16 protein-coding genes and 1 tRNA gene are annotated in these 15983 nt (G+C 64.2%); 3 read left to right on the top strand and 14 right to left on the bottom strand.

The genetic code is table 11. From position 1 onward, the window contains the following. Window positions 1-39: 39 nt before the first annotated feature. Window positions 40-1491, bottom strand: a complete 1452-nt coding sequence (gene gabD / locus ACXI0U_RS22890) for an NADP-dependent succinate-semialdehyde dehydrogenase (RefSeq protein ID WP_021220453.1) — start codon at window positions 1489-1491, stop codon at window positions 40-42. Between the two features lie 320 nt (window positions 1492-1811). On the opposite strand from gabD, the gene ACXI0U_RS22895 reads away from it, so the two are divergent. Further along, a tRNA-Arg gene (locus ACXI0U_RS22895) sits at window positions 1812-1888 on the top strand. A gap of 101 nt (window positions 1889-1989) precedes the next feature. Here the strand turns inward: ACXI0U_RS22895 and ACXI0U_RS22900 are convergent. Beyond that, window positions 1990-2880, bottom strand: a complete 891-nt coding sequence (locus ACXI0U_RS22900; RefSeq protein WP_479550871.1) for a LysR family transcriptional regulator — start codon at window positions 2878-2880, stop codon at window positions 1990-1992. A 91-nt stretch (window positions 2881-2971) separates the two neighbouring features. Between ACXI0U_RS22900 and ACXI0U_RS22905 the strand changes: the two genes are divergently transcribed. Beyond that, window positions 2972-3748 carry an SDR family NAD(P)-dependent oxidoreductase gene (locus ACXI0U_RS22905; protein ID WP_479550872.1) on the top strand — a complete coding sequence of 259 codons (777 nt, stop codon included), beginning with the start codon at window positions 2972-2974 and terminating at the stop codon, window positions 3746-3748. Between the two features lie 21 nt (window positions 3749-3769). Next, window positions 3770-4525 carry an SDR family NAD(P)-dependent oxidoreductase gene (locus ACXI0U_RS22910; RefSeq protein WP_479550873.1) on the top strand — a complete coding sequence of 252 codons (756 nt, stop codon included), beginning with the start codon at window positions 3770-3772 and terminating at the stop codon, window positions 4523-4525. Between the two features lie 174 nt (window positions 4526-4699). Here the strand turns inward: ACXI0U_RS22910 and ACXI0U_RS22915 are convergent, their stop codons facing one another. The 12 genes from ACXI0U_RS22915 to ACXI0U_RS22970 form a co-directional block, all read right to left on the bottom strand. Continuing rightward, complete coding sequence (locus tag ACXI0U_RS22915) at window positions 4700-6169, bottom strand: ATP-binding protein (RefSeq protein ID WP_316924477.1); 1470 nt, start codon at window positions 6167-6169, stop codon at window positions 4700-4702. Between the two features lie 198 nt (window positions 6170-6367). Beyond that, entirely contained in the window at window positions 6368-6901 is a 534-nt protein-coding gene (locus ACXI0U_RS22920) for a type II secretion system protein M (RefSeq protein WP_021220448.1), read from the bottom strand. Then, on the bottom strand, window positions 6898-8004 hold the full coding sequence (gspL, locus tag ACXI0U_RS22925) for a type II secretion system protein GspL (RefSeq protein ID WP_479550874.1): 1107 nt from the start codon (window positions 8002-8004) through the stop codon (window positions 6898-6900). The genes ACXI0U_RS22920 and gspL overlap by 4 nt, the downstream gene beginning before the upstream one ends. A gap of 2 nt (window positions 8005-8006) precedes the next feature. Beyond that, window positions 8007-8984: a type II secretion system minor pseudopilin GspK gene (gene gspK, locus ACXI0U_RS22930; RefSeq protein WP_479550875.1), complete on the bottom strand. Its 978-nt coding sequence runs from the start codon at window positions 8982-8984 to the stop codon at window positions 8007-8009. Continuing rightward, a complete protein-coding gene (gene gspJ / locus ACXI0U_RS22935; protein ID WP_265170097.1) occupies window positions 8981-9709 on the bottom strand; it encodes a type II secretion system minor pseudopilin GspJ in 729 nt (242 codons plus the stop codon). The genes gspK and gspJ overlap by 4 nt, the downstream gene beginning before the upstream one ends. Then, window positions 9706-10095 carry a type II secretion system minor pseudopilin GspI gene (gene gspI / locus ACXI0U_RS22940; RefSeq protein ID WP_148304336.1) on the bottom strand — a complete coding sequence of 130 codons (390 nt, stop codon included), beginning with the start codon at window positions 10093-10095 and terminating at the stop codon, window positions 9706-9708. The genes gspJ and gspI overlap by 4 nt, the downstream gene beginning before the upstream one ends. A gap of 2 nt (window positions 10096-10097) precedes the next feature. Further along, complete coding sequence (gene gspH, locus ACXI0U_RS22945) at window positions 10098-10664, bottom strand: type II secretion system minor pseudopilin GspH (RefSeq protein ID WP_037021909.1); 567 nt, start codon at window positions 10662-10664, stop codon at window positions 10098-10100. Then, entirely contained in the window at window positions 10661-11092 is a 432-nt protein-coding gene (gene gspG, locus ACXI0U_RS22950) for a type II secretion system major pseudopilin GspG (RefSeq protein ID WP_031288110.1), read from the bottom strand. Before gspG ends, gspH begins: the two co-directional genes overlap by 4 nt. Before the next feature lie 4 nt (window positions 11093-11096). After that, the gene (gene xcpS, locus ACXI0U_RS22955) at window positions 11097-12311 is read right to left on the bottom strand and encodes a GspF family T2SS innner membrane protein variant XcpS (RefSeq protein WP_265170099.1); all 1215 of its coding nucleotides are present in this window, start codon (window positions 12309-12311) and stop codon (window positions 11097-11099) included. Further along, window positions 12312-13829 carry a type II secretion system ATPase GspE gene (gene gspE, locus ACXI0U_RS22960; protein WP_184491881.1) on the bottom strand — a complete coding sequence of 506 codons (1518 nt, stop codon included), beginning with the start codon at window positions 13827-13829 and terminating at the stop codon, window positions 12312-12314. A gap of 651 nt (window positions 13830-14480) precedes the next feature. Then, a complete protein-coding gene (locus ACXI0U_RS22965) occupies window positions 14481-14891 on the bottom strand; it encodes a hypothetical protein (protein ID WP_479550876.1) in 411 nt (136 codons plus the stop codon). Between the two features lie 36 nt (window positions 14892-14927). Then, window positions 14928-15977 carry a hypothetical protein gene (locus ACXI0U_RS22970; RefSeq protein ID WP_479550877.1) on the bottom strand — a complete coding sequence of 350 codons (1050 nt, stop codon included), beginning with the start codon at window positions 15975-15977 and terminating at the stop codon, window positions 14928-14930. Window positions 15978-15983: the final 6 nt, after the last annotated feature.

A 15983-nucleotide genomic window follows, 5' to 3' on the forward strand; every position in this document is an offset into this window, starting at 1 on the left:
GCGCGCTCTTTCGCGCCTTGCCCCGTCTTTACATCAGATTCAGATACCGCCGAGGCAGAGATACTTGATCTCCAGGTAGTCCTCGATGCCGTATTTGGAGCCTTCGCGACCCAGGCCCGAGGCCTTGATGCCGCCGAAGGGCGCCACTTCATTGGAGATCAGGCCGGTGTTGATACCCACCATGCCGTACTCCAGGGCCTCGGCCACGCGGAACACGCGGCCCAGGTCACGGGCGTAGAAGTAGGATGCCAGGCCGAACTCGGTGTCGTTGGACATGGCGATGACTTCGGCCTCGTCCTTGAAACGGAACAGCGGGGCCAGCGGGCCGAAGGTTTCTTCCTTGGCCACGGCGGCGGTCTTCGGTACGTCGACCAGGATGGTCGGCTCGAAGAAGGTGCCGCCCAGGGCGTGGGGCTTGCCGCCGGACACGACCTTGGCGCCTTTGCTCACCGCGTCCTGGATGTGCTCCTGGACCTTGGCCACGGCCTTCTCGTCGATCAGCGGGCCGGTGGTGATGCCGTCTTCCAGGCCGTTGCCGATCTTCAGCTTGGCCACGGCCACTTTCAGCTTCTCGACGAAGGCGTCGTACACGCCGTCCTGCACGTACAGGCGGTTGGCGCAGACGCAGGTCTGGCCGTTGTTGCGGTACTTGGAGATCAGCGCGCCGTCGACGGCCGCGTCCAAGTCGGCGTCATCGAAGACGATGAAGGGGGCGTTGCCGCCCAGCTCCAGGGACACCTTCTTGATGTCCTGGGCGCATTCGGCCATCAGCTGGCGACCGATCTCGGTGGAGCCGGTGAAGGACAGCTTGCGCACGATGGGGTTGCTGGTCAGCTCGCTGCCCACTTCGCCGGCGCTGCCGGTCACCACGCTGAACACGCCTTTCGGAATGCCGGCGCGCTCGGCCAGCTCGGCCAGGGCCAGGGCGGAATACGGGGTCTGCGAGGCAGGCTTGAGCACCATGGTGCAGCCGGCGGCCAGGGCCGGGCCGGCCTTGCGGGTGATCATCGCAGCGGGGAAGTTCCACGGGGTGATGGCCGCGGTCACGCCGATGGGCTGCTTGATGACGATCAGGCGCTTGTCCGGCTGGTGGCCGGGAATGACGTCGCCATAGATGCGCTTGGCTTCTTCGGCGAACCATTCGATGAAGGAGGCGGCGTAGGCGATCTCGCCCTTGGCTTCGGCCAGCGGCTTGCCTTGTTCGAGCGTCATCAGGCGACCGAGGTCGTCCTGGTTCTCGATCATCAGCTCGTACCAGCGGCGCAGCTTGTTGGCGCGTTCCTTGGCGGTCAGCGCACGCCAGGCCGGCAGGGCCTTGTCGGCCGCCTCGATGGCACGGCGGGTCTCGGCGGCGCCCATCTTCGGCACGGTACCGAGAATCTCCCCAGTGGCCGGGTTGTTGACCTTGATGGTCTGGCCGCTGTCAGCGTCCAGCCAGGCGCCGTCGATGTAGGCTTTCTGGCGGAACAGGGTGGCATCTTTCAATTGCATCGCTGTCTCCTTCACACCGGTTACAAGGAGCCGGGGGCACGTTGTTTTTGTTCAGCCAACACAGGATTGGCCAGGAGGGGGATTCGATTGGAACGGCCTGACTTGGCGTTTGCAAGGGGCGTTTGAAATCTCAAACGAATCCTAGGGCGAGAGGGGTCAAAGGGCAATAGGCTGTTCGATAAAACAGACGAAAACTGGAAATATTTGCGTGTTTTACTGTGCAGAATCGAGCACGAGCGTCATTTTCGTTCGAAATCACGAACATTCGTGCCAGCGTGGACGCTGGCAGCCCATACAGGTATCATTGCGCGCCTCTTCAAGCATCCGTAGCTCAGCTGGATAGAGTACTGCCCTCCGAAGGCAGGGGTCGTGGGTTCGAATCCCGCCGGATGCGCCAGATCGATGTCCCGACCGTCCCATGACGGTCGCGGCACCCCGGAAAGCCCGCCTCGCGCGGGCTTTTTCGTTTCCGCCGTTCGGCGCGCGCATTGCGGCGGCTCACGCGCGGCCCGGTTCGGTGCGGGTCTGCTCGCGCAGCAGTTCGAGGTAGCGCCTGGCCGCCAGCCCGAGCGGGCGCTTCTTCAGCCACACCGCATCCACCCACAGGCGCATCTGGTTGGCCATGTCGGCGAAGGCGACGTGCTCCAGCGCACCGGATGCGATCAGCGGCTGCACCAGCGGCTGGGGCAGGTAGGCCCAGCCGATGCCCGCCTGCACCAGGCCCAGCGTGGCCAGGTAGCTGTCGGTCAGCCAGACCCTGTGGGACAGCACGATCTGCGGATCCGAAGCCTTGGGGTCGCCAAGCGCGACGACGATCTGCCGGAGCTCGGCCAGGCGGGATTCGCTCAGCGCCGCCTGGCTGTAACCGGGCGCCGCGACGGCGGCCAGCAACTGGCTTCCCGCCTCGACGAAGGCCTCGCGCTCATCGATCCCCGGGCGTTCGAACACCAGGGCCAGCTGCACGCTGCCGTCATGCAGCATGCGCGTGGCATCGGCCTGGGCAGCGGAGCGCACCTCGATCTCCAGCGTCGGGAACTCACGCGCCAGCGTCGACAGCGGCTGGCTCCAGGCGCCGCTCTGCAGCTCCGGCGCCATGGCCAGCACCAGGCGCGGCTCGAGCCCGGCATGCAGCTGCAGGGCGTGCGCGTCCAGCAGGTTGAGCTGGCCCGCCGCCTGCCGCGCCTGGGGCTCCAGGGCCCGGGCCGCAGCCGTCGGCAGCGCGCGGCGGGAGGAGCGGTCGAACAGCTCCAGGTCCAGCTCGGCCTCCAGCTGGGAAATCGCCATATTCACCGCCGACGGCACGCGCCCCAGGGCCCTGGCGGCCGCCGAGAACGAGCCGGCATCCAGCACGGCGAGGAAGACTTTCAGGGATTCGCTGCTAAAGGCCATGGTGTTGTCAGTTCTGCTGATAACGGTTGTCTTTTTCTATCAGCAAAACACTTCTAGCCTCCAGCGCAATACAGCCCCGGAGGAAAGAATCATGGAACCAGCAATGATGGGCCAGGTGGCCCTGGTCAGCGGCGCCGGCAGCGAATCGGGGATCGGCATGGCCATCGCACGCCGCCTGGGGCGTGCCGGCGCGAAGCTGATCGTCACCGCCAGCAGCGCGCGCATCGCCGACCGGGTGACCGAGTTGCGCGCGGAGGGCTTCGACGCGCACGGCCAGGCCGCGGACCTCACCGACGAAGCCGCCGTGCACGCGCTGCTCACCTGGGCGCAGGCGCAGTGGGGGCGTATCGACATCCTGGTGAACAACGCCGGCATGGCGATGCAGGGCAGCCCGGAACCCTTCGCCGAGGTGGCGGACATGAGCCTGGAGATGTGGAACCTGTCGCTTGCGCGAAACCTCACCACCGCCTTCCTGCTGACCCGGGGCGTGCTGCCGGGCATGCGCTCCCGTCGCTACGGCCGCATCGTCAACATCAGCTCCACCACCGGAACCCGGGGCAGCAACCCGGGCGAGGCCGCCTACAGCGCGGCCAAGGCCGGGATGCTGGGGATGAACATGGGGCTGGCGCTGGAGGTCGCCCGGGAGGGCATCACCGTCAACTCGGTAGCCCCGGGGTGGATCGCCACCGGTTCGAGCACGCCCGAAGAGCAGCACGCGGCGCAGTTCGTCCCCATCGGCCGGGCCGGCCGCCCCGAGGAGATCGCCGCGGCCGTGGCCTTCCTCGCCTCGCCCGAGGCCAGCTACATCACCGGCGAAGTGCTGGTGGTCGACGGCGGCAACTGCCTGATCGAAAACAAGGCGCCCTGAGCCCGACAACGGAGATTCCCCATGACCCCTCTCGTTCTCGTCACCGGCGCTGCGGGCGGCGTTGGCCGCGCACTCGTCGAACGCTTCCTCCAGGGCGGCTGGCAGGTATTCGCCACCGACCAGGACACGCCCTCGCTGGCCGAGCTGGCCGCCACCCAGCCCCTGGCCGGCCACCTGGCCAGGGACATCCGCCGGCCGGGGGCCTGCCAGGAAATCGTCGCAGCGGCGCTGGCGGCCGGTGGCAGGCTGGACGCCCTCATCAATGCCGCCGGGGTGTGGCGCGAAGGGCCGGTCGAAGCCTGCTCGGAAGAGGATTTCGACCTGGTCCTGGACGTCAACCTGAAGGGCACCTTCTTCATGTGCGCGGCCGCCATCCCACCGCTGCGCCAGAGCCGGGGCTGCATCGTCAACATCTCCAGCGACGCCGGCCGCCAGGGCAACCGCAACGCGGCCGCCTACTGCGCGAGCAAGGGCGGCGTCACGCTGCTGACCAAGACCCTGGCGCTGGACCTCGCGCCCGATGGCGTGCGCTGCAATGCGATTTCACCGGGCGACATCGAGACGCCGATGCTGAAGTTCCAGGCGCAGCGCTACGGCAACGGCGACCCACAGGGCTACTACCGCGAACTGCTGGCCAAGTACCCGCAAGGCGCCGACGCGCGCTTCATACAACCGGCCGAAGTGGCCGAGCTGGCCTACTTCCTCTGCCAGCCGGCAGCCGCCTCGATAACGGGCGCCGACATGGCCATCGACCGTGGGGTGTCGGCGGGGAACTGAATGGCATGACCTCGGCTAGGGATGGGGCAGGGTTCTTTTACACATCGACTGCGCTAACGCGCTCAGTCAAATGACCGCCAAATGAATAACGCAGTGCCAGGCCCCAAAATAGGCTGAGGCTATGTCTTGGAAGGCGGGATAACGCCCGCCCAGTCAAATGACCGTCAAATGAACTCAGGCCCACCAAGGTACATAGCGATATGTCCTGCGGTTGGCTGCAGGATCATAGAGGCGGATCAGCCCGGCCTCGATGGTCTGCTTGATGACACGACTGACCATGGCGCTATTGCCCTCGTCGATCTGGAAGCGCAAGCGTAGCGAGGTGTTGTTCATCGGCTCGCGGTTCACATACTTCAAGCAGCAGTGCTGGTAACAGGCACGAATACGATCTTCTTGGCCCATGTTGCGGTAGTCCTGATGGGCGAAGAGCACCACGCGGGTGTGCTCCTCTGTCTGCTCGAAAATCGGAGCCGGCAACTGGTACAACTCGGTCTGCGCCACCACCTTGTCGATGCCACTGCCACGCTCCTCGCATATGCCGATACGGCGCATGAAGGAGGCCAGCCCCTCGTTGCGGCTGCGCGGCGGGCTGTCGAGAAAGCGCTGCGGATCGACCAGCGGCACGCCGGGATTGGTTATTTCCAGACGCTGCTCGAACAATTCGATCATAGGTCCGGTGCCGCTGAGGTTGAAATCCTGGTGAATGATGGCGTTGGCCACTAACTCTCGCAGGGCCAGCTCCGGGTACATCGGAACCTCTTGGCGGAATGCCTTGCCGATTTCCTCGTTGGCCGGCAGCAGTGCTTTCAGGGTATCGATCAAGCCCTCGAACCCCAGGGCATAGCCCTTGTTGCCGGGCAGCTCGCGCAACGTCTCCAGCTTGCCGTTGCCCTTGTAATGAATCAGCCGCACTGCCTTGCGCCCCAGAACGGGGAAATCCTGCAAGCGCTTGGCGAATAGGATCGCGCCCAGGTTGCTGATATGCCATTGCCCACTGTCGCTGCGCTGGATCATGCGATCGGCGGCCAGAGCGGCGAGTATCGCTTCTCGGCCTTCGGGTAAGGGCTGAAGTGTGAGATCGAAGTAGGCGGAATAGTTGAGCAATTTGAGCACCTGGTCGACATCAAGGTTTTGCAGGGCCGCTTGCTGCTCGAAGGGTACGCGGTCGAAGACGCGCCAGAGCGCCCGCTCCTTTTCTGGAAACTCGCGCAGCTTCTTCTTGTAAGAACCAACGCGGATATATTCGACCCCGTCGAACTGGACCGGCGTATGGCGGGCAGCCTGGACTTCCAGGATCACAACCGGCATGCCCTCGAGGGCCGTGAATTCGAAGAAGCGGAAGTGGATCTTCGGAGCGGTCTTCTGCAGCAGCCAGCTTTCCAGTTCCTGTTGCTTGTAGCGCGCGGTGGAAGGCCTGAAGGCAGTACCGATCACGGCATGGCTGGCGTCGTCGATCCCCCAAAGCAGGTAGCCGTACTCCTTGCCAAGCAGGGCGGCGGCATTGGCCAGCGCTGAAATGTATTCGCCAATCAGCGGCACATCGTCGTTGTTCTGCTTGAACTCTACCCACTCGGTTTCCTGCGGCAGCGCACATAGCTCCCGCAATAGGGACTGCAGATAGCTCAGGTCGCGCTCCACGCTCATTTGACGATCTCCTGTTCCTCGAACTCAAAGATTGCTGTGAATCCTCTGGTTCACAGCAGCAACTCCGCGTCAGAAACCCACCGACCTCGCATGCCGGACAGAAGCAGCATCTTAATCAAAGGGATTCGCAGCGAGCTAACGATGACGAACAGGTTCAGGCGGCCGTAACCGAGCCGCTGTGCATGACAACCACTACCCTCAACCACCCTGCCCCGCCACCATCAGCGTGAGCCGCGCGTCGACCTTGCCGGTGGCCACCTTGTCGAGGCTGGCTTCAGTGAGGGTCACGCCGCGTTTATCCAGCTCGGCCAACCACTTCAGCATCGACTCGAACGAGGCCTGGGTCAGGGTGACCAGCAGGCCGCCGTTGCCTTCGTTGTCGAAGCGCTCCAGGGTCAGCCCCTGCTTCTGCGCGGTGCTGGTGACCAGGCCCTGGAGCTGCTCGGGGGCCAGCTCCACCTGGGCGCTGGCAGCCTGGCGGCGGGCCTGGCCGGCGTTGGCCTGGATGTAGGTGAACAGCGCCTGCTGCTGTTGCTGGTAGGCGCGGGCACGCTCGACACGGGCGGCCACCGGCGACCAGACCGCCAGGTAGAACAGCGCCAGGGCGAGGAAACCGCCCAGCAGCTGCAGGGCCAGGCGATCACGCGGCGGCAGGTGCTGCCAGCGCTGCCACAGGGGGGATTGCTCCAGCCCTTCGCGCAGGCGCGTGCGGATGTCCGTCAGGGCGTTCATGCGCCACCTCCCAGTACCACGCGGGCGGTCACGCCCCCTTCTTCACGGCTGGCCGAACCCAGCTGCACGCTGAGGCCGGCCTTGACCAGGCGCTTGCGCAGCTTCTCCAGGTCGGCGAAATCCTTGGCACGGACCTGCAACGCCAGGTCGCCACGGGTCTGGCTGTAGTCGACGTTGGTCACCGTCAGCGCCGCCTGGGCTTCGGCTATGGCGCTGGAGGCCTGGTCCAGCAGGCTGATGAAGCCCCCCTGCGCGCGGGTGCCCTGGCTCAGGTGCTCGGCGAACTGGGCCTTGAGGTTGACGATGCGTTTGTCCTCGGGGAACAGCTGGCGATAGAGGGCGTGGCTGGATTCGACATAGGCATCGCCACTGCGCTCCAGCAGCCAGGCCTGCACCAGGTTGAAGGCCAGGAACAGCACCACGCTGACGCCAGCGAGGGCCGCGAGGGGGCGCCAGGCCGCCCAGGCGCGGCTTTCGGTGCGCGGGGCGAACTCGCCCTGGGCCAGGTCGATGGCGCCTGCACGGCCGGCAGCCAGCAAGCGGTAGGGCTCGGCCTCTTCCCGTGGCTGGGTCTCGGGGGCGCACAGGGCACCGAGGGATGGCCAGTGGGCCAGGGGGAAGGCCAGGCGGGTGTCGCAGGCCCCGCCCAGCAGCGCCCGCTCGCCGATCACCAGCAGCTGCTCGCCATCACGGGGCAGCAGGTCGGCGTCCATATGGATGGCGGCAACCTTGATGCCGAAGTCTTCCAGCTCTTCCAGCCACCCGGTCAATTGAGCGCGGCGCAGCACCAGCACCGGGTAGCGGCCATCGGCCAACTGGGCGCCCAGGGCCAGGTGGAACAGCTCGACGTCCTCGGCGAGCATTTCCTCCACCGCATAGGGCAGCGCCTGGTGCATCAGCCGCGCCTTCTGCGTCGGCAGGCCCACCACGAAGGCACTGGCCATTTCCATGGGCAGCACCAGTGCCACCGGCCGCCCCTGGAGCAGCGCGGCGCATTCGGCTAGCGGCAGGCTGCGGCCCTCACCGGTCGCTTCCTGCCAGTGCACCTGGCAGGCGGGGCCGAGGACCGCCCCGCCGACGGGCGGGATGAATAGGCAATCCATGGTCATTCTTCCTGTGGTTCGAGGGGCGCCTGGGCCAGGTAGCCCGGCTGCCCGAGATCACGCTTGAGCACGCGGACCACGCCTTTCGGGTCGCGTTGCAGGGTGCTGAGCAATACCACCTTGCGCTCCCCCAGGCGCACTTCGCTGCGCACCTGGAAATAGGCGCTGCCCACCCCCAGCCCCGCCGCGCGCACGCCGGTGCCGGCCATGGCCGGTTGGTCGAGGAAGGCGCGGATGTCCGGGTAGCCTTCACGCCCGCGCCCGCTGACCAGCGATTGGGCGGCGCCCGGGTCGAGGTTGTCGGCGAGGCAGGAGAGCACCATGGGGCTGGCGGTGTTGACGTTGAGCGGCACCTTGGCCGGCAGCGTGGAGACCCAGGGGGCGAGCAGGCGGTAATCCTCCTCGCTCATGTCCAGCAGCAGGCGCAGTTCGGAGACGTCCTGCAGCTCGCGGCCGGCGGTGCGGTAAGGGGGTTGGGCCAGCAGGTACTGGTTGTCTTCGGCGCCGTATTCGCCGCTGGGCTCCTGGTCCTTGTCCAGCCAGTCCACCAGGCGGTCGGCGTAGGGCTTCTCGATCTTCAGGCGCAGCAGCAGGCGGTTGAAGCGCTCGACGGAGAGCTTGTCCACCTTGTCGCCCTGCACCAGGCTGTTGAGGTTGAAGCGCCCGGCCAGGTCTTCGATGTGCACGCCGATCTCGCCCTGGTCGATGGGGAATACCGGCAGCGGGCGGGCCCAGTCATCCAGGGGGTGGTCGATGGGTGCACGCGGGTCGCTGCCCGGTTTCTTCAGGTCGCGCAGCAGCACCGACTGGCCCAGGGCCTCGCCGCCCAGGGCGTAGTGCCAGGCCTGCTGGATGGCGATGCGGTTGGCGGCGCCACGGATCGACAGCTGCTGGCGGAGGATGAGCCCCGCGCAGATGACGGTGACGATGGAGACCACCAGCAGCACGGTGACCAGGGCGACGCCCCGCTGGCGGGTCATGCGCCCTTCTCCTTGCCAGCGTCGGGCTTGGGTTCGGGCTCGGGGGTTGGCTTCTTGTCGTCGTCGGGCGTGGTGCCGCCTTCGCTGGGCTGTTCTTCGACGCCCATCTCCGGCAGCCGGTAGAGCCGGGTCAGCCCGCCGTAGTGGCGGTGCTCCAGCTTGAGCTCGACCGCCACCGGCAGGCGCCCACGGGCCTTGGCCGGGTCGGAGTCGCCCAGGCTCGGCGGCCACTGCTCCTGCCACTGGCCCTTGTCGTCGAGGTAGCGCAGTTCCACCGAGCTGACGCCTTCGAGCACCTTCTGCACCCGGGGCGGGCTGTCCACCGCCTGGTCGAGCACGGACCAGTACACGCGCTCCAGGGTCGAGCCGGCCAGGCGCCAGCGTACCCGCTGCAACTGCGAGCGGGTGCTGCCCAGCGGGTTGCGCCAGCCGGCGCGGCTGAATTCGAGGGCGGCGGTGCCGTCGGTGGCACCCAGCTCGCCGACCAGGGCACCGCGTTCGTCGCCGTAGGCGTCGCGCACCACGCGCGGCAGTGCCTGGCCCAGGTCACGGTCGATGGAGGCGAAGGCACGGCCCAGTTCGCGCAGGGATTTCTCATGCTCGCGGGTCACCTCGTCGGCCTTCATCACCGTTTCCAGCATGCGGTAGGTGCCGAGGCCGAGCAGGGCGAAGATGCCGATGGCGATCATCACTTCCAGCAGGGTGAAGCCGCGCTGCCGGCTCATCCACGCACCGCCAGGAAGCCGGTGAGGCTGAACACCGAGCGCTCCTTGATCGGCGCGCTGGCGCCGCGCTCGGGCTTGGGCGCCACCCAGACGGTGACGCGGCGCAGGCCCTTGTCGCTGGTGGCTTCGATCTCGCTGTGGGTTTCCCACTGGCGGCCGCCGTATTCCAGCACCTTGTCCTCGCGGCCTTCACCCGGGGTGGGCTGCTTGATCTGCAGTTCGGTGACGCGGTTGTCGGCGATCCAGCCGGCCAGGGTCTTGTCTTCCAGTTGCCCGGCGACGATCAGGCTGCGGCTGGCGGCGGTCAGCACCGAGGCGGCGACCGTGGCGAAGATGGCCAGGGCCACCAGCACCTCCAGCAAGGTGAAGCCACGGGCGCGGCGCATGCTCATCGCTCCTTGGCCTGCTCGGCGCTGGGCAACTGGTAGCCATCGCTGGCCAGGGCGTAGGCGTTGCCATCGGCGCGGCGCTCTTCCAGGCGCAGGCTGAAGGGCGTGAGCTCGCCGCTGGAGAGGATCAGCACCTGGGGCACGGGCTTTTCCTTGCGTTTGTCCTTCTCCGGCTCGTCCTTGGCCAGGCCGGGGCGGCTTTCTTCCTTCACCTTGGGCTCGGGCAGCTTGAGGGCCTCCCCTTCCAGCTCCAGGCTCAGGCGCATCCAGGCGGCCGGGCGGCGTTCCGGGCGGGTGGCGTCATCGGCCCAGGTGCCGGAGGCGTTGTCGTAGGCCAGCACCCGGTAGCTTTCGGCCGTCACCAGCAGGCCGTATTCGCGGCCGTCCAGCACCGCTTCGTCGGCGAGGATGGCGATGGTCGCCGCCAGGCGCTCGGCCTCGTCACGCAGCTCGCGGCCGCTGCTGGCATTGCCGTTGGCGAGCACGGCCACGCTGACCAGGCAGCCGATGATCACCAGGACCACCAGCAGCTCGATCAGGGTGAAGCCGCGCCCGCGCTCCATCAGTTTTCCCAGTTACCGATATCGGCATCGGCGTCGGTGCCACCTTCCTTGCCGTCGGCGCCGAAGGAGTACAGGTCGTAGGCGCCCTTGGTGCCGGGGGCCAGGTACTGGTAGGGGTTGCCCCAGGCGTCGACCGGCAGGCGCTTGAGGTAGCCGTCCTTGTTCCAGTTCTTCGGCTGCGGGTTGCCGCTGGGCTTCTTCACCAGCGCTTCCAGGCCCTGTTGGGTGCTGGGGTAGGCGAAGTTGTCGAGCTTGTACATGTCCAGCGCGGCGCCGATGGCCTTGATGTCGCCCTTGGCGACCGTGACCTTGGCCTGGTCCGGGCGGTTCATCACCTGGGGCACCACCAGCGCGGCGAGGATGCCGAGGATGACCACCACCACCATGATTTCGATCAGGGTGAAGCCTGCTTGCGTACGGCCTGATTTCACGCGGTTACCCCACGAGCTGGTTGAGAGAAAGGATCGGCAGGAGGATGGCGAGGACGATGACCAGCACCACCGCGCCCATGAACACCAGCATGAAGGGCTCGAACAGCCCCACCAGCATGGCGATGCGGGCGGCCAGGTCGTTCTCCTGGTTACGCGCGGTGCGGGCCATCATCTGGTCCAGTTCACCGGATTTTTCGCCGCTGGCGATCATGTGCAGCATCATCGCGGGGAACTCGCCGCTCTGCTCCAGGGCGCGGGTCAGGCTGCTGCCTTCGCGCACCTTCTGCGCCGCCACTTCCACCTTGGCGCGGATGGCTCGGTTGGCCACCACCTGGGCGGCGATGCCCAGCGCCTCCACCAGGGGTACGCCGCTGCGGGCGAGAATCGCCAGGGTGGAAGCGAAACGCGCGGTGTCGGTAGCCCGCACCAGACGCCCCACCAGCGGGATGCGCAGCAGGATGATGTGGAAGCGCAGGCGCGCAGCGTCCCTGCGCAGCGACGCCTTGAGCGCGCTGATGCCGGCCACCGCCAGCAGCAGGATCAGCCAGCCCCAATGCTTGACCACCTCGCTGGTGGCGATCAGGCCACGGGTCAGAGCCGGTAGCTCCTGCCCGGTGTTGACGAAGACCTTGACCACGTCGGGCACCACGTAGCCCAGCAGGAAGCCGACGATGCCGAGGGAGGCGCACATCAGGATCACCGGGTAGAGCAGCGCGAGCTGGACCTTCTGCCGCGATTGCTGGCGTTGCTCGGTGTAGTCGGCCAGTTGCTCCAGCACCGGGCCGAGGTGGCCGGCGTGCTCCCCCGCCGCGACTGTGGCGCGGTACAGGTCGGGAAAGGCACTGGGGAATTCCTTGAGGGCACCGGCCAGGCTGTGGCCTTCCAGCACCTTGGAGCGCACCGCCAGCATCATGGCCTTGACCCGGCCGCTCTCGCTTTGCGCAGCGACGGCGCCGAGCGCCTCTTCGATGGGCATGGCGGCCTGCACCAGGGTGGCCATCTGCCGGGTGAGCAGGGCCAGTTCCATGGCCGAGAGCCCGCGCTGGAAACTCCAGCGGCTGCCCACCGACTCCTGGCGGGTACGGGTGGGCTTCACGTCCAGCGGGGCGAGCTGGCGGTCACGCAGCAGCTGGCGCACCTGGCGGGCGCTGTCGCCCTCCATCACGCCCTTCTTCTGCTGGCCCCGGCTGTCCAGGGCGATGTATTCGAAGGCAGCCATTTATTCTTCCCGGGTCACGCGCAGCACTTCTTCCACCGTGGTCACGCCTTCGAGGATCTTGCGCCGGCCGTCATCGCGAATGCTGGGGCCGCTGGTGCGGGCGTGGCGGGTCATCTCCTGTTCGGAGGCGCCGTTGTGGACCAGGGTGCGCATGTGGTCGTCGAAGACCACCAGTTCGTAGATGCCGGTGCGGCTGCGGTAGCCGGACTGGTTGCATTCGGCGCAGCCCCGCGCGCGGTGAAGCGTCGGCGGCTGCGCCGGGTCGAGCCCCAGCACGTCGCACTCGGCGGCGTCCGCCTGGTAGGGCTCCTTGCAGTGGGAGCAGAGCACGCGCACCAGGCGCTGGGCGAGCACGCCGAGCAAGGAGGACGACAGCAGGAAGGGTTCGACGCCCATGTCCACCAGGCGGGTGATGGCGCCGATGGCACTGTTGGTGTGCAGGGTGGAAAGCACCAGGTGACCGGTGAGCGACGCCTGCACGGCGATCTCGGCGGTCTCGCGGTCACGGATCTCGCCGACCATCACCACGTCCGGGTCCTGGCGCAGGATGGCGCGCAGGCCGCGGGCGAAGGTCATGTCGACCTTGGCGTTGACCTGGGTCTGGCCGATGCCTTCGAGGTTGTACTCGATGGGGTCTTCCACCGTGAGGATGTTGCGGGTGCCGTTGTTCAGCGTCACCAGGCTGGCGTAGAGGGTGGTGGTCTTGCCCGAGCCGGTGGGGCCGGTGACCAGCAGGATGCCGTGGGGCTTGCGCACGGTCTCCTCCATCTGCGAGCGGTCGCGCGCGCTCATGCCCAGGTGCTGCAGGGTCAGGCGGCCGGCCTGCTTGTCCAGCAGGCGCAGCACCACGCGCTCGCCGTTGGCCGACGGCAGCGTGGAGACGCGGATGTCCACTTCACGCCCCGCCACACGCAGGGAAATGCGGCCGTCCTGGGGCACGCGCTTTTCGGCGATATCCAGCTTGGCCATGACCTTGATCCGCGAAACCAGCAGCGCCGCCAGCTCACGCCGGGGCTGCACCATCTCGCGGAGGATGCCGTCGATGCGGAAGCGCACCACGAGGCGCTTCTCGAAGGTCTCGACATGAATGTCGGAAGCGTTCTCCTTGATGGCCTCGCCGAGGATGGCGTTGATCAGGCGGATGATCGGCGCATCGTCCTCCTGCTCCATCAGGTCCTCGGTCTCCGGCACCCGTTCGGCCAGGCTGGCGAGGTCGAGCTCATCGCCCAGGCCCTCCACCATCTGCATGGCGGCCGAGGAATCATGCTGGTAGGCCAGGCTCAGCGCGGCATCGAAGGTCGCCGCGTCCAACTCCTGGAACGCCAGGGGCCGCCCGACGAAACGCAACGCCTCCCCCACCGCCGCCAGGGCCGTGCCCGGCCGATACACCAGCCGCGCCCCATCCACCCCGAGCTGGACCAGCACGCCGTGGCGCTTGGCATAGGCGAACGGCAACCGACGCAGGCTGACGGCCTCGGCAGGGGAGTCGACGGAATCGAGAGGGCTGGCACTGGGCATCGCAGAATCCATTGCGTTGGAGGCCGACGGACAGCAGGCGGGGTCCCGGCCTGCTAAAGCCTTGAGCGCCATCGCGACCCGGACGGGGAGCGATGGCACGGTGCAATTAAATCACAGGTGGGGGGCCCGGGAATGGCCAGAAAGATGAGGAATGTGAAATCGATAACTTAAAGACACTTACGACATGCTGAACAACACTTGGGCCCACCGGCTTAAGATATTTGCAACATCCCCCCCGGAGGTGTCCGACTCATTTAGCGGGGTGCCCAGCATATGCATTGTTAACGAAGAAAATTGCACAACCAGCAAAATTGCCTGCTCCTTGTATTGAGCACATGAGCGGAGCGCGCGCTTTGCCTTGCATCATCGAGTGACTCCACTCGAACTACACGACCGCTCTTGTAGCTTAACTACATCACTACTGGCGTCAGACCAGCATTATTATAAATCGAATCAACTATGTGTCACGGTGCCGTGTTGCCTTCGCTTCATACATCCTATCCACGCAGTTCAATGAGCGACCTGGAAGTTTTTGAGAAAAACAAAATTTTCCAAACCGCACAAAAATACAGCAACTCTAATTAGCCCTAGGCGTAAACAAAAACCCTATACACGTATTTATCAGGCAAGTCACTAAAAACAACCCAAACTTCAAGCCACTAAGTAAGGGAGCATCTTACTTGCCAATACAAATTGCGCAGCAAGAACAAACAGTGACAGAAGCACTGAACTGAGCCAACTGCGAAATATCCCTTCAAAAGCCAAAAGCCACCTTGATATAATCAGCATCAACAAAACAGAAACCAAAGGAATCAACTTATCTATTGGCGATGGTGGAACAACAATAAATGCGACTATTATCCCAAGACTGGAACAGCATGCAGCGGCAAGAAAAAGCAAAAACAATCCAATCCGCCTTGCAGAAAGATAATTAAGGGCAATCAGAAAGAAGCCGGCAGGCAGCGAAGCGATAAATGCAGCCACCAAAATCTGACGTCGCGAAAAAAAAAGCCAGCCAGTATGTTTAAAATTTTCAGAAATCACACCAGAATACGCTGCCATTCAAATCTCACACCAGATCAAACCAGCAAAATAACATCAAGCAGAATATTTGAAAAACTGGATTCCGCCGCTATTACCCATCGGCTCTACGTAAATACCTTGCCCTCCCAAGAAAACCCCATTCCCAGGAAGTGCCAACTCCCTCTCCCATAATAGTTCTAGATCCTCCACGTTGCGCATACACACATAGTACTTTTCTTCCACTTGGCCGCGCTGCTCAACTGAGTAAAATTTCCCGTCATCGAAAGACAAATACCATTCAACGATCTCAGGCAAGAACGGACCAGAAACCGAGCCTTCATTGATATTCAGCTTCCATAGCCCTCTACGAACGATAAAAAGGGTACCACTATACGCCGTGACTGCCCCTCCTTCCGTAGGATAGGGCACTCGTTTGCAAGACGAGCCAGTTAGGTCAATACAAGAAAAAAAAGTACTGTCCCGGTTTTTATAGACTGCAAAATTCCCGGTAAATTTGGGAACTAGATAATCAATTGGCTCTTGGATAGAGCATATGAGCTCAGGAAGCCCACCCGCATCCCCTAAGCGATAAAACTTGGAAATATCATCCGCAATTTTCCAGCCGTATATTTTTCCGTCATGATGACGTGCGAATTGTATTCCTAAATCTAGGATTTCATAGGTAAAATCCACCAGACTCAGTGAAATATACAAGCCCGGCGAATCTGATTCCGAGAGCTCGATTAGAACTCTATTGCCCTCAACTTCAATAGCATAGGGCCAGCTTGGCTCATCGAACTCTGGAATAGTTCGAAGATCAAAGCAGACAATACCGCTGCTTTTATCAATAAGAAGCGGCCCAGCCAATATGTGGCTAGCCAGATAGACCCAGCGACTGCCATCACTTTGGTCCTCAACCACCCACTTCATAGCACCAGTTGAGGCATCCAGAGCACTGACAAATGAACTTGTCCGCTCATAAAGAATCGCAGCATAAACACTATCTTCATCTGCAGAAAATGTCTGAGCGATAACGTAGTACCCCGGTGTAACCACCTTCTCACTGATATTTTTTTTACCACCGAACACCAACAGATCTTTGCTCAACACTTTAAATTCGCTCACTATCCG

Source organism: Pseudomonas sp. C9D1 (genome assembly GCF_056491235.1).